The 25,195-nt window shown below is 65.8% G+C and carries 21 protein-coding genes; 4 read left to right on the top strand and 17 right to left on the bottom strand.

Features of this window, described 5'->3' with window-relative positions; translation table 11 throughout:
• Positions 1–4: 4 nt before the first annotated feature.
• Genes ppcD through ToN1_RS04265 form a run of 5 tightly spaced genes read right to left on the bottom strand, consistent with a single transcriptional unit; the run spans position 5 to position 5,656 of the window.
• Positions 5–514 carry a phenylphosphate carboxylase subunit delta gene (gene ppcD / locus ToN1_RS04285; RefSeq protein WP_169207159.1) on the bottom strand — a complete coding sequence of 170 codons (510 nt, stop codon included), beginning with the start codon at positions 512–514 and terminating at the stop codon, positions 5–7.
• 15 nt (positions 515–529) lie between these two features.
• Complete coding sequence (gene ppcB / locus ToN1_RS04280; RefSeq protein WP_169207158.1) at positions 530–1,951, bottom strand: phenylphosphate carboxylase subunit beta; 1,422 nt, start codon at positions 1,949–1,951, stop codon at positions 530–532.
• Between the two features lie 46 nt (positions 1,952–1,997).
• Entirely contained in the window at positions 1,998–2,666 is a 669-nt protein-coding gene (locus ToN1_RS04275; RefSeq protein WP_169207157.1) for a CBS domain-containing protein, read from the bottom strand.
• Between the two features lie 13 nt (positions 2,667–2,679).
• The gene (locus ToN1_RS04270; RefSeq protein ID WP_169207156.1) at positions 2,680–3,807 is read right to left on the bottom strand and encodes a PEP/pyruvate-binding domain-containing protein; all 1,128 of its coding nucleotides are present in this window, start codon (positions 3,805–3,807) and stop codon (positions 2,680–2,682) included.
• A 13-nt stretch (positions 3,808–3,820) separates the two neighbouring features.
• Positions 3,821–5,656, bottom strand: coding sequence for a PEP-utilizing enzyme (locus ToN1_RS04265; RefSeq protein WP_169207155.1), 1,836 nt, complete (start codon positions 5,654–5,656; stop codon positions 3,821–3,823).
• Positions 5,657–6,107: 451 nt separating this feature from the next.
• Between ToN1_RS04265 and ToN1_RS04260 the strand changes: the two genes are divergently transcribed.
• Both ToN1_RS04260 and ToN1_RS04255 read left to right on the top strand, forming a co-directional pair.
• Positions 6,108–7,838, top strand: coding sequence for a sigma-54-dependent Fis family transcriptional regulator (locus ToN1_RS04260; RefSeq protein ID WP_169207154.1), 1,731 nt, complete (start codon positions 6,108–6,110; stop codon positions 7,836–7,838).
• Positions 7,835–8,308, top strand: a complete 474-nt coding sequence (locus tag ToN1_RS04255) for a pyridoxamine 5'-phosphate oxidase family protein (RefSeq protein WP_169207153.1) — start codon at positions 7,835–7,837, stop codon at positions 8,306–8,308. The genes ToN1_RS04260 and ToN1_RS04255 overlap by 4 nt, the downstream gene beginning before the upstream one ends.
• A 132-nt stretch (positions 8,309–8,440) precedes the next feature.
• Here the strand turns inward: ToN1_RS04255 and ToN1_RS04250 are convergent, their stop codons facing one another.
• Entirely contained in the window at positions 8,441–9,685 is a 1,245-nt protein-coding gene (locus ToN1_RS04250) for an MFS transporter (RefSeq protein WP_169207152.1), read from the bottom strand.
• Positions 9,686–9,860: 175 nt separating this feature from the next.
• Between ToN1_RS04250 and ToN1_RS04245 the strand changes: the two genes are divergently transcribed.
• Positions 9,861–10,442, top strand: a complete 582-nt coding sequence (locus ToN1_RS04245) for a phosphoribosyltransferase family protein (protein WP_169207151.1) — start codon at positions 9,861–9,863, stop codon at positions 10,440–10,442.
• Between the two features lie 94 nt (positions 10,443–10,536).
• On the opposite strand, the gene ToN1_RS04240 is transcribed toward ToN1_RS04245, so the two are convergent.
• From ToN1_RS04240 to lysS, 5 genes are all read right to left on the bottom strand, one after another.
• Complete coding sequence (locus tag ToN1_RS04240) at positions 10,537–11,094, bottom strand: phasin family protein (RefSeq protein ID WP_169207150.1); 558 nt, start codon at positions 11,092–11,094, stop codon at positions 10,537–10,539.
• 166 nt (positions 11,095–11,260) lie between these two features.
• Positions 11,261–11,917, bottom strand: a complete 657-nt coding sequence (locus tag ToN1_RS04235; RefSeq protein ID WP_169207149.1) for a response regulator — start codon at positions 11,915–11,917, stop codon at positions 11,261–11,263.
• Positions 11,914–13,470 carry a PAS domain-containing sensor histidine kinase gene (locus ToN1_RS04230; RefSeq protein ID WP_169207148.1) on the bottom strand — a complete coding sequence of 519 codons (1,557 nt, stop codon included), beginning with the start codon at positions 13,468–13,470 and terminating at the stop codon, positions 11,914–11,916. The genes ToN1_RS04235 and ToN1_RS04230 overlap by 4 nt, the downstream gene beginning before the upstream one ends.
• 488 nt (positions 13,471–13,958) lie before the next feature.
• Positions 13,959–15,866, bottom strand: coding sequence for a bifunctional tRNA (5-methylaminomethyl-2-thiouridine)(34)-methyltransferase MnmC2/FAD-dependent 5-carboxymethylaminomethyl-2-thiouridine(34) oxidoreductase MnmC1 (gene mnmC / locus ToN1_RS04225; protein ID WP_169207147.1), 1,908 nt, complete (start codon positions 15,864–15,866; stop codon positions 13,959–13,961).
• A gap of 85 nt (positions 15,867–15,951) precedes the next feature.
• Positions 15,952–17,460 carry a lysine--tRNA ligase gene (gene lysS, locus ToN1_RS04220; protein ID WP_169207146.1) on the bottom strand — a complete coding sequence of 503 codons (1,509 nt, stop codon included), beginning with the start codon at positions 17,458–17,460 and terminating at the stop codon, positions 15,952–15,954.
• A gap of 186 nt (positions 17,461–17,646) precedes the next feature.
• Between lysS and ToN1_RS04215 the strand changes: the two genes are divergently transcribed.
• Entirely contained in the window at positions 17,647–19,446 is a 1,800-nt protein-coding gene (locus tag ToN1_RS04215) for a methyl-accepting chemotaxis protein (RefSeq protein ID WP_169207145.1), read from the top strand.
• Positions 19,447–19,520: 74 nt separating this feature from the next.
• Here ToN1_RS04215 and minE read toward each other — a convergent pair whose 3' ends face one another.
• From minE to ToN1_RS04185, 6 genes are all read right to left on the bottom strand, one after another.
• Positions 19,521–19,781 (bottom strand): cell division topological specificity factor MinE, encoded by a 261-nt coding sequence (minE, locus tag ToN1_RS04210; protein ID WP_169125577.1) that lies wholly within the window; start codon positions 19,779–19,781, stop codon positions 19,521–19,523.
• Between the two features lies 1 nt (position 19,782).
• The gene (gene minD / locus ToN1_RS04205; RefSeq protein ID WP_244861115.1) at positions 19,783–20,559 is read right to left on the bottom strand and encodes a septum site-determining protein MinD; all 777 of its coding nucleotides are present in this window, start codon (positions 20,557–20,559) and stop codon (positions 19,783–19,785) included.
• Positions 20,560–20,629: 70 nt separating this feature from the next.
• Positions 20,630–21,409 carry a septum site-determining protein MinC gene (minC, locus tag ToN1_RS04200; protein ID WP_169207144.1) on the bottom strand — a complete coding sequence of 260 codons (780 nt, stop codon included), beginning with the start codon at positions 21,407–21,409 and terminating at the stop codon, positions 20,630–20,632.
• Positions 21,410–21,515: 106 nt separating this feature from the next.
• The gene (gene hslO / locus ToN1_RS04195) at positions 21,516–22,400 is read right to left on the bottom strand and encodes an Hsp33 family molecular chaperone HslO (RefSeq protein ID WP_169207143.1); all 885 of its coding nucleotides are present in this window, start codon (positions 22,398–22,400) and stop codon (positions 21,516–21,518) included.
• Positions 22,397–22,765, bottom strand: coding sequence for an ArsC family reductase (locus tag ToN1_RS04190; RefSeq protein ID WP_169207185.1), 369 nt, complete (start codon positions 22,763–22,765; stop codon positions 22,397–22,399). The genes hslO and ToN1_RS04190 overlap by 4 nt, the downstream gene beginning before the upstream one ends.
• Positions 22,766–22,792: 27 nt before the next feature.
• A complete protein-coding gene (locus tag ToN1_RS04185) occupies positions 22,793–25,129 on the bottom strand; it encodes a Tex family protein (protein ID WP_169207142.1) in 2,337 nt (778 codons plus the stop codon).
• Between the last annotated feature and the right edge of the window lie 66 nt (positions 25,130–25,195).

The following is a 25,195-nucleotide window of genomic DNA, read 5'->3' as shown; positions in this document are numbered from 1 at the left end:
TGAATCAGTGGATCTTCGAGAGCATTGCGTCCCACTTGCCCTGCGCTTTCAGGATCAGCTCGGCCACCTCGCGCACCGCGCCGTGCCCGCCGCGCGCCGTCGTCACGTAGGCCGCCGCCTCCTTCACGTCCGTGACCGCGTCCCCCACCGCGACCGGCAGGCCGACCCGCTTCATCATCGAGAGGTCCACCAGGTCATCGCCGACGTAGCAGACCTCGGCGTCGGAGATGTTCATCTCCTCGAGCATCTGCGCGTAGGGTTCGGTCTTCTTCTTGATGCCCTCGTGGAAGCGCTTGATCTTCAGCTCCTCGGCGCGATGGCGCACCGCGCCGGACTTCTTCGAAGTGATGATCGCGACCTCGACGCCGCACAGCTGCAGCACGATCACGCCCATGCCGTCCTTGATGTCGAAGTTGCGCGACTCGATGCCCTCGTCGTTGATGACGATGCGCCCGTCGGTCATGACGCCATCGACGTCGAGGATCACCAGCTTGATGTTCTTGGCCTTTTCCATGGCTCCGTTTCCTCCTCAGATCCCGATCCCGTACTCGTGCCAGCGCGCGCGGATCTTCGCCAGCGTCTCCTCGTCCATGCGTGCCTCGACGGGCTTCTGCTTCCATTCGTACGGAATGCAGGCGTCCATGAGGATGCGGGACGTCATGAGCTTGTCGGAGTCGGGGTCGAGCGCCGGGTCGAGCGGGGTGGAGCGGCCGCGCTTGATGAGCTCGGTGCCGCGCATCGGGTCGTAGCGGCAGGACAAGGCCCAGAACACGCGCTGCAGGTCGTCGGCCTGGATGTCCTCATCGACCGTGATGACGCCCTTCATGCCGTAGTTGCCGGTGTTGCTGCCGATCACCGCGTCGGCCACCTGGCGCGAATGCCCCGGGTAGGCCTGCTTCACCGACACCACCGTCCAGAAGCGCCCGGCGGATTCCGGCAGCACGCACACCGACTGGATGCCGGGGATGCGCATCTGCTCGAGTTCCGTCCACAAGGTCGCCGTGCGCGTGAAGGCGAGCAGCATATGGACGTCGGTCACCGGACGGCCCTGGCCGGTGGCCCACAGGATCGGATTGTTGCGATGGAGGATCTGCTGCACCTCCAGCACCGGCTTCGGAATCGGCTTGTGCAGCTCGTCGGTGTAGTAGCCGGTGTATTCGGCGAACGGGCCTTCCGGCAGGAAGTTGTTCGGGTCGATCTCGCCTTCGAGCACGATCTCCGCGCCCGCCGGCACCGGGAGCCCCGTCAGCGGCGCCATCAGGAACTCGGACTGCTGGCCGCGCACCGTGCCGGTGATGTCGTAGTCGGACGCGCCCTTGTGCATCAGCGTGCCGGCCATGAAGATCAGCGGATCGCAGCCGATGATCGCCGCCGCGGGCATCTTCTTGCCCATCTTGGCGTACTTCTTCATGATCCGCTCGCCGCGCTTGCCCGGCAGGATCTGCACGCCGCAGCGCTTGTCGTCGAGCATCTGCATGCGGTAGGTGCCGAGGTTCACCTCGCCCGTCTCGGGGTCCTTCAGCACCACCGATACCATCGTCCCGATGTAGCGTCCGCCGTCGAGCGGGAAGAACTTCGGCACGGGGAACATGTTCAGATCGACCTTGTTGCCGGTCAGCACGTTTTCCAGCACCGGCCCGTCCTTCACTTCCTTCGCCTTGATCAGGCCTTCGGAGGTGATCGTCTTCTTCATCCACTGCTGCGCCGACTGGCACAGCGTCAGATCGTGCGGCAGGCCCAGCATGATCGCGAGGCGCTTGGTCGTCGCGAAGGCGCCCGTGAAGACGGGGGTGTTGTAACCCTTCACGCTCTCGAACAGCAGCGCCGGGCCTTTCTTCTCCTCGGTGAGCTTCGAGACGTGCGAAAGCTCCAGATTCCAGTCGACCTCGGTCGTCACGCGCTTCAGTTCATGAGCTTCGGCGCACTGGTTGATGAAGTACCTCAGGTCCATTCGGATGTCTCCTTGGCTGGAAAGTTGGGGATGTGTGTAGCTGGAATCAGTGCGTGGCCTGCACCGACTCGATGACTTCGTAGCCGGCGGTCGTGAGCGCGCGCGTGACTTCGGCGGTATCGGCGTGATGGAAGCGCACGATCACCTTGCGCTCCTGGTCGCCGCTCGCGACGCCCTTCGGCCCGAGGCTGATCGGGTAGATCGCGTGCACCTCGGCGCCCGTGCCCTCGACGATGTCGGCGATGCGGCCGATCGTTCCCGGGCCGATGCGCGTCGGCGCCAGCGTCACGCCGCTCCTGCGCTCCCATGCGCCGAGGAAGTGCGCCGCGAGCGAGAACATCTCGATCGCCGAGATCATCCCGACGACATGGCCGTCGTCCAGCACCGGCAGCTGGCCGACGCCCGCCTGCTGGCCGACCTGCAGGCAGCGCTCCATCGTGTCGTTGGCATCGATGGTGGCGGGGTTGCGCACCATCACGTCCTTCACCTTCACGTGGTTCGAGAAGTAGTTCAGCTCATCCGGGCTCTGGCTGCGGATCGCCGCGTGCGCTGCGCGCAGGCAGCCGGCGCGGGTCACCAGCCCGCGCAGTCGCCCGTCATCGACGACGGGCAGCGCATGCAGGTTGGTTTCGGACAGGATCCGCTTCGCCTCGGACAGCAGCGTGTCGCTGCCGAGCACCGCGGGATTGGCTTGCATCCAGTTGCGTACGATCATGGTCGTGTCCTCCTCAGCTCAGGCGTTTGCCGACGATCAGGCTCGACACGATGTAATCCATCGCCGTAGTCGCCCCGGTCGTCGCCGGCGCCTTCTGCTTGTTGCTCCAGATCGTTTCGGGTCTGGCCTGCAGGATGAAAACGTTGCCGCCGGCCGGCAGGTTCTTGTCGATCGCCCACTCGATGTCCATCGGACGGCCGTAGTGCTTCTCGATCTTCTTGGCCATCCACGAGAGTTCGGTGATCTCGTCGTCGAGGATCGACTGGATGTTCTGGCGTTCGACCGGCACCTCCATCGCGACCGAGCGCTGCAACTTGAGGTCCGCCGTGTAGCAGATCTCCTTCGTCGAGATCGTCCGCTCGATGATGTCCAGCGTGACCTTATTGACCACGAAGTTGTCCGGCGTGACCTCGCCCGACACCACCGACTCGCCGAAGCCGAAGTTCGAGTCGATCACGATCACCGAGCGGTCGCCCGTGGAGGGATGCAGCGTGAACATCACGCCTGCCGTATAGGCGTTCGCCATCTTCTGCACGCCCACACTGATCGCCACCTGCTCGTGCGGGAAGCCCATGCGGATGCGGTAGGCGATGGCCCGGGCCGTATAGAGGCTGGAGATGCACTTGCGCACGTGGTGCATCACGCTGTCGATGCCGCGGATCCACAGATAGGTGTCCTGCTGCCCGGCGAAGCTCGCGCCGGGCAGATCCTCCGCCGTCGCGCTGGAGCGCACCGCCACCGGCACCGCCGGCAGGTAGCAGCGCACCGACAGCTTGCGGTAGGCCTCGGCGATCAGGTCCTCCAGTTCGATCGACATCGGCCGCGACTCGATCATCTGGCGAATGGCGGCGGAGGCGGCCTCCAGCTTGTCCATGTCGTCGTGGTCCAGGCCCTGCAGCAGCCCGTTCACCTCGTCCAGGATGCCGGCGTCACGCATGAACTGCGCGTAGCCCGCGGTGGTCAGGGCGAAGCCCGGCGGCACCCGCACGCCGGCGTTGATCAGTTCGCCGAGCGAGGCGCACTTGCCCCCCACGAGCGGCACCGAGTCCTTGTTGCAGTCCTCGAAGAAGCACACCTTCGGGGCCCGGCTGTCGATGCCGGGGGCCAGGTGCACGTCTTCGGCCATCAAAGCGCTTCCCATGCTGTCACCCCCTTCACTGGACAATGGTCACGAGCCCGGACGAGCCGTCGACTCTCAACGTCATGCCCGTCTTGATCACGCGGGTCGAATGGCCGGTGCCGACCACCGCCGGCATGCCGTATTCGCGGCACACGATCGCCGCGTGACTCATCACGCCGCCGACATCGGTGATGCAGGCCTTGATCTTCGCGAACGCGGGAGCCCAGGACGGCGAGGTCGTCGGCGCGACCAGAATTTCCCCTTCGACGAGGTCGCGGATGTCCTCGGCGCTGCGGCACACGCGGGCCGTGCCCTCCACGGTGCCGGGGCTGGCGGGAAAGCCCTTTAGCTCGGTGATGCTGTCGGGATCGGCGACGTCCTGCACCGATGCCCACGCGGAGAGCGAATTGTTGGTGACACCCCACAGCACGATCGTGAAGGGCTCCTGGATCACCTCCGGCGCGATGCCGATCGCCGGCGGCGGCGCCCACTCGCGGAACTTCTGCATCACCCTCTTGCGCCATTCGATCTCGGCCGGCCAGGTGGCGGTGCCGCGCGGCTTCACGCCCGTCGCCCAAGCGGTGACGATGTCCCACAGCGCCTGCTTGATCTCGTCGCGGCGCAGCAGCCAGATGTCCTCGATTTCGGCGATGAGGCCATGTTCCTGCATGATCGCCGCAACTTCGCGCATCTTGTTCCAGAACACCGAGTGGAACCAATGCTCGACGTAGAACAGGTGGTTCTCGACGTAGGGGAAGACCGTGCGCGCGCAGCCCAGCAGCTCGTCGAACTGTTTGCGGTCTTCCTCGTTGTCGATCAGGTCGCGGTACTCGGCGGTGACGCGATCGCGTTCGGCGCGCACGGCCTCCATCGGCCGGTCGATCGTCACACCGGCGCGCAGCTTGCCGATGTAGGTCTGGATGCCGTCGAGCGGGATGTTGAGGTTGTCGTTCCAGCTCCGGTCGGTGTGGAACCAACCGGTGCCCGACGAGATGTTGAACCACGGATAGCGCGCCTTCTCGAAGGCCGCGAGCCACTCGTCGCCGTGGCGACGGTTCTCCAGCGCCGCCTTCACGTCCGCCCATTCGCGGTGGCCCGTCACGACGTCATCGACTTCCAGCGCGACGGCCTTCTTCGCCAGCTCCTTCAGCTCGTCGTCGGACTTGTACATGATCACGTCGATGCCCGAGATCATCTGCGTCACGCGCTGCAGCGGAATGCTCGGGAACAACTTCTGCGTGAAGTCCATGAAGAACACGTAGGCCGCATAGCCCAGGTTCAGGAACTCGAAGTGGTACTGCCAGCACTTGATGCCGAGGTTGATCAGGTCGTCGTAGTTCTTCAGCAGGTGGTAGGCCGTCGACTCGCCGACGCCGTCGGTCACCACGGTCAGGTCCTCGACCTCCGGCAGGCGCGGGATCGGCAGCGCCTCGAGCTCGGCGATCGTGCCCTCCATCTTCGTCTTCCACTTCGCTTCGAGCTCGTCCCAGTTCTTGTAGTAGTAACCGGCGCGCTCCATGAAGTTGGGCACGCGTTGGCCGATCTCGTCCGGGTTCTTCACCGGCACCGGCGAGATATAGACGTAGCCGTTGATGATGCGGTGATCGACGCCACGCACCGGCGGCACCTGGAAGATGCGGTTGTTGAACTGCGACAGCGCGAGATACCAGGCCTCGTCCCAGATCGTGTCGAAGGGGTAGAGCGGCTCCGGGTAATGCAGCCCGTCGTAGAACCAGAACGTCTCCTTCTCGTACTGGTTGCGCTCGGCGTCGTCGGTGACGAACTGGTAGTGGTACGGATACATCCGCTCCCAGCCTTCGGTCCCCGGGATCGTCTTGCCCTTCACATCGTGCGGAACAGGAAACTTCATGTGTGTCCCCTCGTGCTTGTGTAGTTTTCGGGTTTCGCCGGACTCGTCTCGCGGCCGGTTGCCGGACAGCAATCGCAAGCGGTGTGCCACCACGCGATCGCGCAGTGCAGCAATTGGATATGCGAAAAGCATTGTCGGGAGGCGCTGGAAACCCGTCCTGCGGGGCGATCGGTGTCTTGGTGCAGGTGCGGAAAAACGTCCGCAAAATTGCCCGTTTCCCCAGTAATCGCGCACTTTTCCGCCGCGCAGTGGTCTAGCGGGAATTGATCATTTGATGAGTTTTTCGGTGTGCGCCGGAGGCATCTCACCATTTGATAAAAAGCGCCGACGGGCCGTCCCGGCGGGAGTGCGATAGACCGACTTCCAATCGTTTGACTTTTGTCAATACGGCCCTTTTTGGCGACGCGTAGAAGGTACGGTCCAGGAGGAGACAATCCATGAGGACCAGGCAATGACCAGGGCCCGAACCAAACCGTGCATCCAGGCGGACGATCTGCGCGCGCGCGTGCATTTCTGTGCGGAAACCGGGCAGATCTGGCTGCACGAGCACCGCATGCTGCTCGTGCATGCCGAGGCACAGGCGTCGTTGCGCAAGGAGTTGATCGACACGCTGGGCATGAACCGCGCGCGCGGCCTGTTGCTGCGCATGGGGTATGCGTCGGGCGTGCGTGACGCCGAACTCGTACGCACGCGCATGCCCGAGCTGAGCGAGTCCGACGCCTTCATGACCGGGCCGCAACTGCACTCGCTCGAAGGCATCGTCGGCGTGATCCCGATCCGGGTCGAGGTGGACCGCGAAGCCGGAACCTTCCATTGCGAGTTCCGCTGGATCAACTCCTGGGAAGGTCAGTCGCATCGCCGCCAGTTCGGCATCCACAACGAGCCGGTGTGCTGGACGCAGATCGGTTACGCCTGCGGCTACTCCTCGGCCTTCATGGGGCGTTCGATCCTCTTCAAGGAGGTCGAATGCGCCGGCATGGGCGACGACTGTTGCCGCATCGTCGGCAAGCCCATCGAAGAATGGGAAGATGCCGACGAACACATGCGCTATTTCGCGCCGGATCCGATCGCCGACCAGCTCATCGACCTGCAAACCCAGGTCGTGCAACTGCGCTCGACGATCGCGGAGAAGGAAAACCTCCCCGCCGACATGATCGGCAATTCGCCCGGTTTCCGGCACGCGCTCGACCTGCTCAAGCAGGCTGCCGCGGGCCAGATCACCGTGCTGCTACTGGGCGAAACGGGGGTGGGCAAGGAGCTCTTCGCCCGCGCGCTGCACGAGATGAGCAATCGCCGCGACAAGCCGCTCGTCGCGATCAACTGCGCCGCGATCCCGCACGATCTCGTCGAATCGGAACTCTTCGGTGTCGAGAAGGGCGCCTACACCGGCGCGCAGGTGTCGCGCCCGGGCCGCTTCGAGCGGGCCGACGGTGGCACGCTCTTCCTCGACGAGATCGGCGACCTGCCGCTCACGGCGCAGAGCAAGCTGCTGCGCGTGCTGCAGGAAGGCGAGGTCGAGCGCCTGGGCGACGACAAGGTGCGCAAGATCAACGTGCGCCTCGTTGCCGCAACCAACGCCGGCCTCGCGCAGCTCGTCAAGGAAGGCCGCTTTCGCGCCGACCTCTACTACCGCCTCAACGCCTTCCAGATCGACATCCCGGCGCTGCGCGAACGGCGTGACGACATCTCGCCGCTCGCCAAGCACTTCCTCGAAAAATACGCCGCGATCAACGGCAAGAAGCTGCTCGGCTTCACCGACAAGGCCAAGAAGGCGCTGGTCGGCTATGCGTGGCCTGGCAATATCCGTGAGCTGCAGAACACCATCGAGCGTGGCGTGATCCTCGCGCCCCACGGCGGTCGCATCGAGATCGACCACCTGTTCCTGTCCCGCAACGAGGACGAAGTGCAGGAACTGGGCCTCGATTCCGACGGCAAGCTCGACATCAACGGCCCCAAGGTCGGCCGAGCGCTGTGCGACGCCGTGTGCGACGGCGCCATGACGCTGGACGAAGTCGAGACCATGTTGCTCGAGGCCGCGATGGACAAGGCCCGCGGCAACCTCTCGTCGGCTGCCCGCATGCTGGGCCTGACCCGGCCCCAGCTCGCGTATCGCCTCAAGCGCCTGCACGAGGAGACCGAGCCCCGCGCCTCCGAGCCCGATGCCGCGCGAGGGACGGCATGACGAGCGCCTTGCGGGAAAGGGTCGTCGAATACCTCGATTCGCACCACGCGATGACCATCGCATCCTGCGGGGAGGAGGGCGTCTGGGCTGCAGCCGTGTTCTACGTCAACGACGGCTTCCGCCTGTATTTCCTCTCCGCACCGACGACGCGTCACAGCCGCAACATCGCGCGCGATGCCCGGATCGCGATCACCATCCAGGAAGACTGCGCCGACTGGCCACAGATCAAGGGTATCCAGGCCGAGGGGCGGGCGGTCGAGATCGGCGGCGCGGAAGAAGCGCGCGCGCGCGAACTCTATGGCGAAAAGTATCCGGTGGTCGGCAAGGTCGCGCAGGCCCCTGCGTTCATCGTGAAGGCGCTGGCGAAGGTGCGCTGGTACCGTTTCGAGCCCGAGTGCCTGTACTTCATCGACAACTCCGCCGGCTTCGGCCACCGCGAGGCCGTTGATTGTCACGCTCCGTCGTCCTGAGGGGGCGCCCCGCTGTCCAGCGCCCGACGCGAAACCGTTGATTCCGAGCCCTTCGGCTTCGTTCAGTACAGGCTCGTCGAAGAGCGCGGCTGGGCTTCGACAGGCTCAGCCGAACGGCATCTGCATGCCGCGCTAATTGGCCTGCTCCACCAGAATCCCTGCGGATGACCCCGGTGCCTTGGCCAGGTCCGAAGCGGGCTGCAGCGCGACCCGCCGAAACGTCCACGCCGCCAGCACTCCGATGCCTGCCAGCACGGGGATCAGCCAGCGACCGCCGTCCCAGCCGCCGAGAGCGGTCGCCAGTGCCGCGATGGCCGGCACGCCGATAAAGGTGCCGACGTTCGAACACTGCATCAGGATGCCGTTGGCGATGGCGATGTCGGCAGGCGTGCGCGCCACCAGCGGTATGCCTCCCATCGTGGCCGCCGGCAGCACGCCCCCCGCGCTGCACACGAAGACTGCGGCCACCGAGCGCAGCACCGGATCGTAGCCCGCTGAGAACACGAACCAGCCGAACGCCCCCATCATGATCGACACGCCGGCGAGCAGCGCCCAGCGGGGAACCCCCCGCGCCAGCCAGAAATCCGTCGTCAGGTTGCCGAGGATGTTGCCCCCCACGGCTAGGGCCGTGAGCCAGGTTGCCCGTTCCGGCGTGTAGCCCATGTGCTCCACTGCGAACGACGGCAGCCAGGTCGCGATCATGAACCAGATCGCCGCATAACAGCCGAAGCACACCCCCATCAGCCACGGCGCCGGCTGCGCGAGGCGTGCGCGCGAGAACATCGTCACCGGCACCGGACGGGGGCCGCTTCCCGGTCCCGCCCCGAGCTTTAGAAACAGCGCGACCAGCACGCACGTGCCGATCGCCAGTGCGTTCGCCGTCCACAGGCCACGCCAGCCGTGGTGCTGGAGGATGTAGGGCGCGACCGCCATCATCACGCCCATTCCGGTCGGCATGTAGCAGCTCCATAGCGTCAGCAGCCGCCGACGCCGTCGGGGATCGTCCGCCGCGGCGGTTGCCAGCAGCGAAGGGGCGGCCACGACCACCAGCACGAAACCGGCGCCCTCGAACGCCCGCGCAGCGATCAGCATCAGACCGTCGGCGGCGGCCGCTCCCAGTGCGGAGCCCAGGCCCAGGAGCAGCAGCCCGGCGAGGAGTCCGCGCTGCGCACCGAGGCGGCCGAGCGCCAGCCCGACGAGAACGCCGAGCATCGCGGCGGCGGCATTGATCGCCGTCGCGATCCAGCCCGCGTGAATCAGGCCCACCCCCAGCTGATCCCTGATCGCGCCGAGTGCGGGGGGCACCTTGCCGACCTGGGCCGAGGCGAGACAACCGGCGACAAGCGCCAGTGCCGTCCTGCTGTCGAGCGTCTTCATGCGGGTCCTGCGGAATTGGTACGGAATGCGGTCAGGATGGAAGTAAAATCGTTTGAGGTCAAGCAAAAAAATCGGCCGCTGCGGCCGGTCGGGAATGTCGGCGCGCAGCCGTTCAGGTGCGGCGTTATAGTATCCGCATCGCCCGCCGCGCGTGCGGGCCTGACCGGAGGCGCACATGGAACGCCCACGCGGATTGCGAACCTGTCTTTACGACGAAACCCAGCTCGAGCTGGTCCTCGCGGAAATGGCACAAAGGCTCGCAACGCGGCTTGACCGCGCGGATCCCGTCGCCGTTGTCGGCATCCTGCGCCGTGGCGCGCCGCTGGCCGACCGACTGGTCGCTGCCCTGCAGCGCCACCACGGGGTGCCGCCACCGCTGCGCCTCGATCTGCGCATCAAGCGTTACGAAGACGACCTGACGCTGCTCCATCCCGAAACCCGCCTCGACGAGAACGAGCAACAGCGTTCGCTGGACCTGAAGGACTACACCGTGGTGGTGGTCGATGACGTGCTGTATACCGGGAATTCGATGCTGCGGGCGGTGGCCTGGCTGGCGCAGAAACAGCCGCGGCAGATCATTGTCGTGACCCTTGCCGACCGTTGCGTCACCCGGCTGCCGATCCACGCCGATGTGGTGGGGGTCCGCCTGCAGGTGGCGCCGCCGGACATTGTCGAATGCAACGTGCCGCCCTACGAGCCTACGTTCCGCATCGAATTGCTGAAGCTCGAACGGGCAGGGGGCGAATACCAGACCTGAGCCGGCGTTGGCAGATGCGGCGCATGAAAAAGGGGGCCGACGGCCCCCTCGTGTACCCTGCAGCCTGGATGCAGGGCGTCTGCGTGCGCTCAGCTCAGGCTGCCTTGCGGCCCTTGGCGTTGCTCGCCGGTGCCGTCAGAATGGGCTGCAGTGCATTGCTGGCGGCTGCGAGGTTGGTCTCCGCCACGTCGCGGCTGGTCTTGACGAAGCTCTCGTAAGCAGCGCTCGCGTTGCTCATCGCGGTCTTCATAGCATTCACGAACTCGTTGGTGCCCGCAGGGGCGCTGTGGGCAAACTGCTCCACGAACTCGCCCAGGCCGCGCGCGGCTTCGTCGAACTGGCGGGTGCCGAAGGCGGCGATCTCACCCTGGGTTTCGACGAACAGCACGTTGATGTTGCGGAAGTACTCGGCGGCCTGTTCCAGCGACCGGTTCTGCACCGTGAGGCGCGAGGCGAACTGCTCGCGCATGTCGCCCTCCACCACGGGTGCTGCGCTTGCCGACATGCACGCGCAGGCATTGCGGGCGGCATCGATGTTGAGCGCCATCAGGCGTTCGGTCGCATTCAGGATGGTGTCGGCGAGCGTCTGGAAGGCCTCGATGTTGCCGTTCGCGGCTTTCGCCAGTTTCTGCGTCGTTACAAGAGTGTTCACGTCAAGCTCTCCTCGGCTGTATGTGATCATGGGCGCCGTCCGATCTCCGTCGTTTTGGCGTAGGGCAAAGCGAAGGGGAATGCTACGTCGCCCGCCTTGCTCATGACATACATCTTTCTGCGTGTTTTGGATACCTGTTTACAGGTATTTTTTCCCGGGTTCGACTCTATCCCGATATCGTCGTGATGCCGTTGCGGATGGCATACTTGGTGAGTTCGGCAACGCTGTGCAGATCGAGTTTCCGCATGATGTTGCGGCGGTGCACCTCGACCGTCGACGCAGCCAGATGCAGGCGTTCCGCAATGCGTCCCGATGTATGCCCCTCGGCGATCAATTGCAGTACCTGGCGTTCGCGGGCCGTGACCCGCGGCATCGAGGTGTCGCGCGGCGTATTGTCGAGCAGGGCGCTTGCCACCGTCGCGGCCACGTCGGGGCAGAGGTAGGTCTTGCCTTGCTGCACCGTATGGATCGCGCGCAACAGCTCCTCGCCCGCCTCGGCCTTGGTGACGTAGCCCTTCGCGCCGGCGTTGAGGAGATCGAGTACGAACTGCCGGTCCGAGAAGGCCGACACGCCGATGACCTTGAGATTCGGCCGGATGGCCAGCAGGCGGCGAGTCGTCTCTATTCCGTTCATTGCCGGCATGCCGATGTCGATGCAAGCGATGTCTACCTGCTTGGTCGAGACGAGGGCCAGAAGCTCGTCGCCGGTACCCGCCACGCCGATCACTTCGATCCCGGGCTCCTTCTCCAGCATCGCACGCAAGGCGTGCAGGAACATGCGGTGATCGTCCGCCAGCGCGACCTGGATCTTTCCGCCGTTCATACACGCCCCGCGCTGATCGAGTGTTCCACGACCTGGTTTCTTGCCGGCCGCGGCTGCCTGCGGAACTCTCCCGCCTGGAGGTCGAAGCTGACCCGGATTGCGGTTCCGGCATCCGGGGCGGATTTCAGCTCGAAAGCGCCGCCCGCGAATTCGGCGCGCTCCTTCATGGTGATCAGACCCAGTCCCGGTGCCGTACCGGACTCGCCGAGGTGGTGGGGGTCGAAGCCGACGCCGTCGTCGGCGACTTCCATGCAGAGAAGACTATCGGAGTTCTCCAGCTGGATGCGGATGTTCGTCGCGCGTGCGTGCTTTGCGCAGTTCGTCAGCGCCTCTTGGGTGATGCGGAAGAGCAGTGACTGGACGTTGGAGGGCAATTGCATGGTGAAATGGGTGGTATCGAGATGCACGGCGATGCCGGTTCGCTGGCGGAACTGCTGCGCGTAGTCCTGTACAGCCGGAATCAGGCCTGCATAATCCAGGGTCGCCGGGCGGAGGTTGGTGCAGACGTCGCGGATGCCCGTGATGGTGTCCAGCAGCAGCGCCTGCGCATCGTCGAGCAGGGGTTCGAGTTCCGCAAGAACGGGCGCAGGCAGCGCGCGTGCGAGGTTCGTGAGCGTGAGTTGCAGCGCCGCGAGGTTGGGGCTGGTGTGGTCATGCAGTTCGGCGGCGAACTTGCGGCGCTCGTTCTCCTGCACGTCGACCATGTGGCGCGAGAGCTCGGCGAGCCGCGCCGCGTGGGCCGCGCGTTCGAGTTCCAGTTGCTTGCGGTCGGAATTGTCGGAAAGCACTGTCCGGCTCGCGACGAAGTTGCCTTGCGCGTCGAAGATGGCAGTCGAACTGAGCAGCACGGGCAGCGACGAGCCGTCCCTGCGCAGTAGCTCTATGTCCATGTTGCGCAGGAGGCCGGTCTTCTTGAACGTGCGGAACACCTGTCCGAACAGTGCGCGGCTTGCGGGGCTGAACAGTTCGAAGGCACGCATGCGGCCGACGATTTCGTCGCGGTCATGCCCCAGCCAGCGTAGCAGCGTCTCGTTGATGCGGATGATCATCCCGTCCGCGTCGAGTGAATAGTAGCCGCAGGGCGCATTCTGGTAGAGATCTTCGATCTCGAAGGTCTTGCGCCGCAACTCCTGTTCCGCAAGCTTGCGTTCGGTGATGTCCTGGGTCGTGCCGTAGAGCTTGTAGACCCGACCGCGGTGATTCTTGACCGGTACGATTGTCGTTGCGTGGAAGCGCTCGGCGCCCGAGGGCAGATGCACGGTCTGCTCGAGTTCCAGCCGCGCCCCGGTGTCGATCGCCTCCCAGAAAGCAGCTCGCGTGAGCTCCACGGATTCGAGCGAGTAATAGCCCAGGGCTTCATTGAGGTCGGGGATGCCCTGGCTGCTGGGCCGTTCGAACAGGCGGAACAGCTGTGGCGACCAGCTCATGGCGCCGCTGTCGCGATCCAGCTCCCAGTCGCCCATGCGCCCGACGGCCTGCGCTTCGTGCAGGCGAGCTTCGCTTGCGCGGAGGACTTCTTCGACGTTGGGTGGGTCGGGCATCTCCCGGGGCATGACAACCTCACAGGGGTCAGATCGACGCAGGAATCACTCTGGTGCTTGGCGCCCAAGCCGAGTGCACGCGCGCGAAACGCTTCATGCTCACGTTTCCGGACGCCGCGAAATCCGTGAGAATCATTTTCATTCTAGTGCGCCGGCCAAGATATTCATTAGAGTTGCATTCGCCCCCAGCGCCCCGCCCGGTTTCCTGCCGATACCTTTGTCGCAGCGAGAAAATGCGGACATGACACGCGTTCTGCCGCGTGTCCGAATTCGGACGTATCGCCTCAAGCAGCGGGAATGGGCCGCGCCTGTGCGCCCCACAGTACAATGCGGGGCAGCGCATGTCTCCTGATGGCGCGTTCCGTCGTCATACGGACGGCATGGCTGAAACCGGCTTCACGGCCAAGCTTCAAAACCAACGATCATACCGGGGGGAGATTCCCGGACCTATACCCGGAACCCTGTACCAGTGTGTAACGCGATGTATCGTCCGCTTGTCGTCATTCGTCCGCCATCGCGCGGCGTGGCGGGCGCAACAGGTAGCGCGCCGGATCGAGCGCCTCCACCAGCGAGCGTTCCAGCGGCAGGGGGTCGCCCGCGAGTTCGCTTGCCAGCAGTTCGGCCGCGAGTGCGGCCCAGACCAGCCCGCGAGCTCCGAAGCCTTCGACGGCGTATAGGCCGGGGTGGCGAGGAATGGAGGACAGCGGGCTCGCGCGATCGGTCTGCTGCACCGCCGGAACGGCGCCGACCATCGGCAGCCGGTCTGGCGATGCGGGGCGGAATCCGACCCGTCCGTCGAGGTGGGTCGGATCGAACGCTGCGGCGAAACCAGGCAGGATGAAGTCGAGCTTGGCGAGATTCTCGCGGTGATCGCTCATGCGCAGTGCGGGGTCGTCGTCATCCACCGAAAATGTGGCGCCGGCGCTGCGCACGCCATCGATTGCCGGGCTGACGTAGCCGAGGCGGCACACGACCACGCGCGGCGCGCTGTCCGCCTGTGCCAGGAGGTGGCTCACCTGGCCGCGTGCGCTGCGCACGGGCAGGGCGGCTGCCTGCGGGAAGCGCCGGATGCCGACACCGTTCGCGAGAATCGCGACGGGTGCAGCGGCGATCACGCCGCCGTCGGTGTCGAGGGCACGCCAGCCTCCCGCATCCGCCTCCAGCGCGGCGACATCGCGGCCGAAGTGGCAGCGGATCGCTTCCGGAAAGGCGGCAAGGTTCGCCCTGCACAAGCTCGGCGGATTGACCCAGCCGCCGGCTGGAAACCACCATCCGCCCAGCGGCAGCGGCCAGGCCGCAATACGCGAGGCCTCTTCGCTTGCGACGAAGCGAAGATACTCCTCGGGTGCCTGCTGTGCTTCCACCACGCGCCGCTGCTTTTCTTCGTGCATCGGGTCGCGTGCGAGGTGGAGCACCCCGCATGCGTCCCAACGCACCGGCAGGCCGCGCGCGCTGAGCCGATGCAGGTGGCGCAGGCCGTACAGGGCGCCCGCACGGGTGATGCGGGCGAGGCGGTTGTCGTCGAGGCTGGGCAGCGGACGGAGCACGCCGCTGAGATTGCCCGAGGCGCCTTGTGCCGCCTCCGGTGCGGCGTCGACGACATCGACGGTCCAGCCGCGCTCGGCGAGGCGGTTGGCGATGCTGCTGCCGGCGAGTCCGGCCCCGATCACCAGTGCATGGCGGGGCGTGCCCGCCGTGGCGGCGTCGCCGGCCGCTCCGAACCTGGCTCGCAGCATCTCGCGCTTGCCGCCGAATCCGGCAACCTTCTCGCAGCGGAAACCCAGGTCGCCCAGCGCGCGTCGCACGGCACCCGTCACCGACCAAGTCGCGAGCGTGGCGCCGGGCGCCGCCAGGCGCGGCAGTTCGCGCAGCAGTTCGGTCGACCACAGCTGCGGGTTTGTCGCGGGCGAGAAGCCGTCCAGATTGAAGGCGTCGGCGCGGCATTGGAGTTCGGGCATCAGGTCCAGCGCGTCGCCGAACAGCAGGGTCAGCACGATCCGGCCCGCATCGAGGTGCAGACGGTGGGTCCCTGGTGTCAACACGGGCCAGTGTTCCTGCAGCTCAGCCGCGAGCGGTGCCAACCCGGGCCAGCGCGCGTGCAGCGTGGCGAGATCCTCGCGGCGGAAGGGGTGACGTTCCACCGACACGAAATGCAGCCGATCGCAGCGCTGCGCATCCTCGCGCCAGGCCGCCCAGGTTGCGAGGAAGTTGAGCCCCAGCCCGAAGCCGGTCTCGACGATCGTGAAGCGTTCGCGCCCCTGCCAGCGCTCCGGCAGGCCATTGCCGCCGATGAACACGTGCCGTGCCTGCTCGAACCCGCCGTCGCGCGAGTGATAGACGTCGCCGAAGGCGTCGGAGCAGGGCGTGCCGTCCTCGGTGAAGGTCAGGCGGGCGGGTTCGATGGGCATGGGCGTCGGCCGGGACAATGAAAAAAAAGTACCCCGAAAAGGACAGGGCGCCTTTCGGCGCCCTGTATTCGCTGCGGTGTCCAGATTATTCCGTTCGCATTTGCGGGAAGAGGATCACGTCGCGGATGCTGGGGCTGTCGGTGAGCAGCATCACGAGGCGGTCGATGCCGATGCCGCATCCGCCGGTCGGGGGCAGGCCGAATTCGAGTGCGCGGATGTAGTCGGCGTCAAAGAACATCGCCTCCTCGTCGCCGGCTTCCTTGGCCTTGACCTGATCGAGGAAGCGCGCTGCCTGGTCTTCGGGGTCGTTGAGCTCGGAGAAGCCGTTGGCGATCTCGCGGCCGACGATGAAGAGTTCGAAGCGTTCCGTGATCTCGGGATTGGCGTCGTTGCGGCGCGCGAGCGGCGAGACCTCGGCCGGGTAGTCGATGATGAAGGTCGGCTCCCACAGCTCGGCCTCGGTGGTCTCTTCGAACAGCATCAGCTGCAACGTGCCGAGGCCGGCGCCGGCACGCGGCTCGGCCTTCAGGTCGGTGAGCTTGTTGCGCACCCAGGTGGCGTCGTTGAGCTGCTCGACGGTGTAGCCCGGGTGGTACTTGCGGATCGCCTCGACAATGGTCAGGCGCGCGAAAGGCTTGGAGAGGTCCAGCTCGCGGCCCTGATACACGAATACCTCGGTGCCCAGCGCCTCGCGGGCTGCCTGGCGCAGCAGGCCTTCAGTGAAGTTCATCAGGCTGCGGTAGTCCGCGTAGGCCTCGTAGAACTCCATCATCGTGAATTCGGGGTTGTGGCGCGGGCTCAGGCCTTCGTTGCGGAAGTTGCGGTTGACCTCGAAGACCTTCTCGAAGCCGCCGACCACCAGGCGCTTGAGGTAGAGCTCGGGCGCGATGCGCAGGAACAGTTCCATGTCCAGCGCATTGTGGTGGGTCGTGAAGGGCTTGGCCGCCGCGCCGCCGGGGATGGGGTGCATCATCGGCGTCTCGACTTCGAGGAAGCCGTGGTTGACCATGTAGTTGCGGATCGACTGCACCATGCGGCTGCGCGCGACGAACGTGAAGCGCGTCTGCTCGTTCATGATCAGGTCGACGTAGCGCTGGCGGTACTTCTGCTCGACGTCGGTGAGGCCGTGGAACTTGTCCGGCAGGGGGCGCAGGCTCTTGGTGAGCAGGCGCACTTCCGACACTTTCACCGACAGCTCGCCGGTGCGCGTCTTGAACACGGTGCCGACTGCGCCGACGATGTCGCCGATGTCCCAGTGCTTGAAGTCGGCGTACACCACTTCGCCGACCGCGTCGCGCGTGACGTAGAGCTGGATGCGCCCGGACAGGTCCTGGATGGTGATGAAGCTGGCCTTGCCCATGACGCGCTTGAGCATCACGCGGCCGGCGACCTTGACCTCGACCGGATTGGCGTCGAGGGCTTCCGGTTCCTTGTCGCCGTACAGCTCGTCGAGCTTGCCGGCGGTGTTTTCGCGCGAGAAGTCGTTCGGGAAGGCGCGGCCGGTGGCGCGCCAGGCGGCCAGTTTTTCACGCCGCTCGGCGATGATGTGGTTCTCGTCGGGTGCGCTGGCGGGGTTGTTGTTCTGGTCGCTCATGAATCGAATCGGCAGGTTGCGGCGAAAAAAGACAATTGTGGCATGCCCGAAGGTACCCGGCAAATGCAAGCCGTCTAGCATCATGCTGCGGACCGCGCTACGAATTTGCTCTTGGCGCTAAAGTGTCGCCCGGTTGTGGCCGATAGTCGCGATATATTCGAACAAAATCGATAGCGGAGAGAAAAGATGGGCTCGCCCGATAGCCTGTACGAGACGATCGAAAAAACGTTCTGGAACTCGCTCACGAAGAAGCTGTGCAGCTTCCTGCTGCTGTTCTTCATCGACGTGGTGTATCTCGGGATCTACCTGAACCAGAAGACCGAGGTCCGAACCCTGCTCGAGGCGGGCAAGGTCTCGCCCGAACTGGCGCAGCAGGTCGCCGGTTCCCTCGAGGGAGGGCTGTACCTGATGCTGATCCTGACGGCCGTGGCCCTCATTATCAACGTCGGCCAGATCGTCTACATCCGGCACCTCATCGTCCGGCCGGTGCGCATCATCACCGGCATCTTCAATGAGATCGCGCGCGGCGAGGGTGACTTCTCGCGCAACCTGCCGCTCGTCACGCACGACGAGCTGCGCGATCTTGCCTTCAGCTACAACCAGTTCGCCGAGAAGATGCGCCAGATCATTGGCGACGTGCGCACGTCGAGCGTGAATATCGCGCGCGACGCAGTCGTCGTGAAATCGCGCGTCGGAGGCGCGGCGAACAACGCACGCCGGCAGGGCCAGCTCACCGAAGTGGTGTTCAGCGCGAGCACCGAGTCGACCTCGGCGATCGAGAGCGTTTCGGCGAGCACGCAGCAGATCTCGGCCTCGACGACCAAGAATCTGGAGGTCGCGCGGGCTTCGCTGGGGGAGATGCGCGAGATCTCGGACAAGATCAATGCGGTGAGCGAGAAGGTGGTGCACTTCAATGCGACGGTGGACGATCTGTCCACGCGCTCCGAAAGCGTCAAGCAGATCGCCAAGCTGATCCGCGAGATCGCCGATCAGACCAACCTCCTTGCGCTCAACGCGGCGATCGAGGCGGCGCGCGCGGGCGAGGCGGGGCGCGGCTTCGCGGTCGTCGCGGACGAGGTCCGCAAACTGGCCGAGCGTGTGAATACCGCGGCCGAGGAGATCACCGGCAACATCGACGGCATGATCGGCCGGGTGATGACGACGCGGGCGGAGAACGAGGTCATCAATGCCGACGTGCTGCAGGCGCGTGAGGTTGTCGCCCGCTCGGCGACGCAGTTCCAGTTCATGGTCGGCGAGTTCGAAACGACCGGCGAGCAACTGCTGCAGATCGCGGCGGCGATGGAGCAGCTATCGGCGACCAATGCCCAGGTCCATGACAACGTGACCGCGATTCACGATCTGTCCGGCACGGTGGCAGGCCACATGGAGGAGTCCGAGGCCTGCACGCACAAGCTCGCCCGCGCGACCGAATCGGTGCAGGAACTGGTGTCGCGCTTCAAGATCGGCAAGGGCGAATTCGATCACGCCGTTGAGCAGGCGCGGATTTTCCGCGATCGTGTCCAGGCCCAGCTCGAGGACATGAAGAACAACCGTTTCGACGTGTTCGACAGGCGCTACCAGCCGATTCCGGACACCTACCCGCAGAAGTTCAAGGTGTCGTGGGGCGACGAGTACACGCGTCGCTGCCAGAAGTTGCTCGACGAATGCCTCGCGGCGATTCCGGGCTGCACCTATGCCGTAGGGCTGAATGTCGACAGCTATCTGTCGGGACACAACCTCAAGTATTCGAAGCCGCTGACCGGAAACAGGGAGGTGGACCTGGTCGGCAACCGCACTTGCCGCAAGTTCGAGGGAGTGGCGGAACTGCGCGGGGCGAAGAACACCGAACCGCTGCTGCTGCAGACGTTCATGCGCGATACCGGCGAGATCCTGTGCGACATATCGATGCCGATTATGATCGGCGGCCGGCTGTGGGGCAACGTGCGCGTCGGCATGCCGGCAGAGGCGCTGCTGGCCGGCTCCTGACCGGAATCAACGGAGCAAGGCCAGGTGGGCGCGGATTCATCCGCGCCCACCGTGTCTGAGGCCCTCCCCGAGGGTCAGCGTGCCTGTTCGGGCAGGACGATATTGACTTCCAGGACTTCGTAGTTGTCCTGCTTGTCGAGGTGCACCTTGATGTCGTCCGGATTGACCGCGACGTACTTCGAGATCACCTCGATCAGTTCACGCTGCAGTGCGGGCAGGAAGTCGGCCTTGGCCGCGTCGCCGCTGCGCTCGTGTGCGATCAGCAGCGACAGGCGGTTCTTGGCGATCTCCGCCGTCTTCTTCTTTTCGCCGAAGAGGCGGGCAAGGAAGGACATCTTACTTGCCTCCGAACAGGCGCTTGATGAGGCCCGGCTTTTCGTAATTCACGAAGCGCAGCTCGCGGGTTTCGCCGAGGAAGCGGGCGACCACGTCGGTGTAGGCTTCGGAAACGTCGGTTCCCTTGAGGTGGATCGCAGGCGTGCCCTGGTTCGAGGCCTGAAGGACGGACTCCGACTCGGGGATCACGCCGATCAGCGGCACGCGCAGCAGTTCCTGCACGTCCTTGTACGACAGCATTTCGCCTTCCTCGACGCGCTTGGGCGAGTAGCGGGTGACGAGCAGGTGCTCCTTGACCGGCTCCTTGCCTTCCTCGGCGCGGCGGGACTTGGACTGCAGGATGCCGAGGATGCGGTCGGAGTCGCGCACCGAGGAAACCTCGGGGTTGGTCGTGACGATGGCCTCGTCGGCGAAGGTCAGCGCGAGCACCGCGCCGCGTTCGATGCCGGCGGGTGAGTCGCACACGATGTAGTCGAACCCCATGTGCTCAAGGTCGCGGATCACCTTCTCGACGCCTTCCTCGGTCAGCGCATCCTTGTCGCGCGTCTGCGAGGCGGGCAGCACGAAGAGGTTGTCGCAGTGCCTGTCCTTGATGAGCGCCTGGTTGAGCTTGGCGTCGCCGTTGATGACGTTGATGAGGTCATACACGACGCGACGCTCGCAGCCCATGATCAGGTCGAGGTTGCGCAGGCCGACGTCGAAGTCGATGACGGCCGTCTTGAAGCCGCGTAGGGCGAGGCCGGAGGAAAACGCAGCGCTGGTGGTGGTCTTGCCCACGCCACCCTTGCCCGAAGTTACGACGACGACACGAGTCACGGTATGTCCTTCCTGAGAGTTTGGACTGCGCTCAACCGAGCTGCAGCGATGCGATGTCAAGTTTCTGTTCGTTGTCGTCGGCCGTGAGACGCACGAGCGTCGGCCGGCCCGCGACGGCGGCGGGAATGCCCTGCTCGAAGGTGCGGTAGATGCCCGCGATCGACACCAGCTCGGGACCGAAATTGGTGGTGACGATGCGGGCTTCGGCGTTGCCCTGCGCGCCGGCCAGTGCGCGGCCGCGCAGCGGGCCGTAGCAGTGGATGCTGCCGTCGGCGATGACTTCGGAGCCGTTGCTGACGCCGGCGAGGAGCACGAGGTCGCCGCCGCGGGCATACACCTGCTGGCCGGAACGCAGCGGACGGTCGATGTAGAGAGTGTTCGCGCCCAGAGCTGGGGGCGCGGCCGGAGCCGGAGCGGGCTGAGCCGCGGGGGCGGGTTCCGGTCGGGCCTGCGGTGCCGGCGCGGCGCCACCCTGGCGTTCCCGGAGTTCGGCGCCGTCGAGGATCGCGAGGCCGGCCTGACGGGCCGATGCAGCGAGGTCCTCGGGCAGGCTGCGCACGCCGACGGGCTGCAGCCGATAGCGGCGGAACAGGCTCGCGAGACCGATCCAATCGATGCGTTCGGGATGCGAGCTCACGCCGGAGAAATCCAGCACTGCCGCCTCTCCGTTGAAGAAATCGGGCATGCCGCCGAGCATCAGGTGCAGGGCGTCGGCGAGCCGTGCCGGTTCGGTTTCGCGCAAGACCGCGATGGTGGCGCCGAGCGTCGCGTTGCGGAACTCGATCGAACGGGCGGCGTTGGGTGCGGACATGGGTGCGAAGAGGCCGAAAAACCTCAAAGTCTACTGACGACTGGGGATTCGGGCAAGGCTCTTCCGGTGCATGATGTCATGCGCCGGAAGAGTGCGGCGCCGCGCATCAGTGCAGGGTCGGGGGCGGTTCGATGCCGCCCGGTCCGGACTTGAAGAATTCGTCGATTTCTTCGGGTTCGAAGCGGTACTCGTGGTTCGACAGGTCGTCGCGCACGATCAGCTCGCCATGCTCGGCGTAGATGCGACGCACCTCGCTTTCGCCCAGTGAGCGCAGCATCGCGATGATCTTGTCGCGGTCGGGCGGGAAATCGTGGAGCACCGGGCGGGCGTCATACAGGCGCACGGTTTCCTCGGCGAACAGGCGGCCGAGCAGGATCTCGGGTTCGAGCGCGAGGAGTTCCTCGCGCGTGACGGTCTGGGCGAACTGGTGCGCGCGCGACCAGCCGTCCTCGTCGCGCTCGTCGGCGCCGGGGAGCTTCTGCAGGAACAGCGCGGCCGCGGCATCCTTGTTGCATGCGAGCCACAGGCCCGCCGGCTGCTGTTCGGATTGCTGCAGGTAATGCTCGAACACCGCGGCGATGCTGTTGCCCTCGAGCGGGACGAGGCTCTGGTAAGGCTGGTCCATGCCTTCCACGTCCAGGGTGAGCTGCAGCACGCCGTCGCCGACCAGTTCCGACAGGCGATCGCCTTCCGGAACGTGCTCGTCGAAGGCTGCGAAGCCGCGCAGGTTGAGAGCTTCATTGCAGTCGATGACCATCAGCCGCACCGGGCCGTGTCCCTGCACCTGGAAGGTGAGGCGGCCCGCCTGCTTGAGGTTGCCGGCGATGAGGGCCGACACGGCGCTCATCTCTCCGAGGAGGGTGCCGACATTGCGCGGGTAGTCGCGCCCCGTCTGGAGCGCCTGCCAGACGTCGTCCAGGCGCACGACGGCGCCGCGGATGTCGAGATCCTCAAGGAGGAAACGGCGCACGTAGCTCTTGTGGTCCTTCATGGACGGGCTCCTTCCCGGGCGAACAGCGCCGCGAGGTGTTCGGGGTCGAATCCGGCGACGATCTCGCCCGACGCGGTTTCGACTACCGGCCGGCGGATGACGCTGGTGTGCGCAGCCATCAGCGCGATCGCGTCGGCGGCGGAGGCGATGTCCTGCTGCGCGGGATCGAGTTTGCGCCAGGTCGTCCCGCGCTTGTTGACGAGCGCCTCCCAGCCAAGGCGGTCGCACCAGCGTGCGAGCGTATCGGGAGAAATGCCGGACTTGCGGTAGTCGTGGAAAGTGTAGGCGATACCCTGTGTGTCGAGCCAGGTGAATGCCTTTTTCATCGTGTCGCAGTTCTTGATGCCGTAGATCGTCGTGCTCATCGTCATGCGTCCATCCGCGTGGCGCGCTTACTTGCGCAGCGCGCGCGCGAGCGCGTCGGCCATCGCGCCGCCGGCGGCGGGGCGGTCGTTGCTGCGCGATGGGGCGCGCGGGGCGTTGCGATCCTGCCGCGGGCTGTCGCTGCGACCGCGCGGGGCGTTGTCACGCGCGCTGCCGGCCGGACGGGGTGCAGCCGGTTCGTCGCTCATGCGCATCGTCAGCGCAATGCGGTTGCGCGGGAGATCGACTTCCAGCACCTTGACCTTCACGACCTGGCCGGCCTTCACGACGCTGTGCGGATCCTTCACGAAGCGCTCCGACAGCGCGGAGATATGCACGAGGCCGTCCTGATGCACGCCGATGTCGACGAAGGCGCCGAAGTTGGTGACGTTGGTCACGACGCCTTCGAGCATCATGCCCGGCGCGAGGTCCTTGAGCGTCTCGACGCCGTCGCGGAACGACGCGGTGCGGAACTCGGGGCGCGGATCGCGGCCGGGTTTTTCCAGTTCGGCGACGATGTCCTGCACGGTCGGCAGGCCGAAACGCTCGTCGGTGAATTCGACCGGGCGCAGGGTCTTGAGGAAGCTCGCGTTGCCCATCAGCTCGCGCACGTTCTTGCTGACCTTGGCGAGGATGCGTTCCACCACCGGGTAGGCTTCGGGGTGGACGGAGGAGGCGTCGAGCGGGTTGTCGCCGTTGGGGATGCGCAGGAAGCCGGCGGCCTGTTCGAAGGTCTTGGGGCCGAGGCGCGGCACCTTCTTCAGAGCGTCGCGGTTGGGGAAGGGGCCGTTGGCGTCGCGGTGCTCGACAATGTTGCCGGCGAGCGTGGCGTTGAGGCCGGAGATGCGCGCCAGCAGCGCCGCCGAGGCGGTGTTCACGTCGACGCCGACGGCGTTTACGCAGTCCTCGACGACTGCGTCGAGGCTCTTGGCAAGGCGCGACTGATTGACGTCGTGTTGGTACTGGCCGACGCCGATCGACTTCGGGTCGATCTTGACGAGCTCGGCGAGGGGATCCTGCAGGCGGCGGGCGATCGACACGGCACCGCGCAGCGACACGTCGAGTTCGGGGAACTCGCGTGCGGCGAGCTCGGAGGCCGAGTACACGGACGCGCCGGCTTCGGACACCGTGACGCGGGTGAGGCGCAGTTGCGGCAGGGCGTCCATCAGGTCGGCGACGAGCTTGTCGGTTTCGCGCGAGGCGGTGCCGTTGCCGATCGCGACCAAGTCTACGGCGTGCTTCTTCGCCAGCGCGGCAAGCGTTGCGAGCGAGCCTTCGCGGTCGCGGCGCGGCTCGAAGGGGTAGATCGTCGCGGTGTCGACGAGCTTGCCGGTGCGGTCGATGACGGCGATCTTGACGCCGGTACGGATGCCGGGGTCGAGGCCCATCGTGCAGCGCGCCCCGGCCGGGGCGGCGAGCAGCAGGTCCTTGAGGTTGCGGGCGAACACGCGGATCGCTTCCTCTTCGGCGCGCTCGCGCAGCACGTTCATCAGTTCGAGTTCGAGGTGCAGCGAGATCTTCACGTTCCACGCCCAGCGCACGCTGTCGCGCAGCCAGCGGTCGGCCGGGCGGCCCTGATCGCGGATGGCGAAGCGCGCGGCGATGCGGCCTTCGCACGGGTGGGGGGCGTCGGGGTCGGGCTGGTCGACGGTGAGCGCGAGGCGCAGCATGCCTTCGTTGCGGCCGCGGAGCAATGCGAGCGCGCGGTGAGAGGGCATCGTCGCGATGGGCTCGCGGAAGTCGAACCAGTCGCGGAATTTCGCGCCTTCCGTCTCCTTGCCTTCGATCACCGTCGAGCTGACCTGGCCGTTCTCCTGCAGCCAGGTACGCAGGGTGCCGAGCAGTTCGGCGTCCTCGGCGAAGCGTTCGATGAGGATCTGGCGCGCGCCGTCGAGCACGCTCTTGACGTCGGCGAAGCCGGCTTCCGCATTGAAATAGCGTTCGGCTTCCGTTTCCGGGACGAGGTTCGGGTCTTCCAGCAAGGCCAGTGCGAGGGGCTCGATGCCGGCCTCGCGGGCGATCTGGGCCTTGGTGCGGCGCTTCTGCTTGTACGGGAGGTACAGGTCTTCGAGGCGCTGCTTGGTCTCGGCGGAGGCGATCTCGGCGGCCAGCGCGTCGGTCATCTTGCCCTGCTCGGTGATCGATGCGACCACGGCGGCGCGGCGATCCTCGAGCTCGCGCAGGTAGCCGAGGCGCTCTTCCAGGTTGCGCAGTTGGGTGTCGTCGAGGCCACCCGTGACTTCCTTGCGGTAGCGGGCGATGAAGGGCACGGTGGCGCCTTCGTCGAGGAGCTGGATGGCAGCGACGACCTGACGGGGCTGGGCGGCAAGTTCGGCGGCGATGCGGTGTTCGATCGGGGGAAGCATGGGTTGTGGCTGGCGTGCGCGGGTAGCGCCGTCTGTCTGGAAAGGGGTATCGAGGGGGGCGATGGT

It is taken from the genome of Aromatoleum petrolei, assembly GCF_017894385.1.
GTDB lineage: Bacteria > Pseudomonadota > Gammaproteobacteria > Burkholderiales > Rhodocyclaceae > Aromatoleum > Aromatoleum petrolei.
This window is presented reverse-complemented; position numbering and strand designations above follow the sequence as displayed.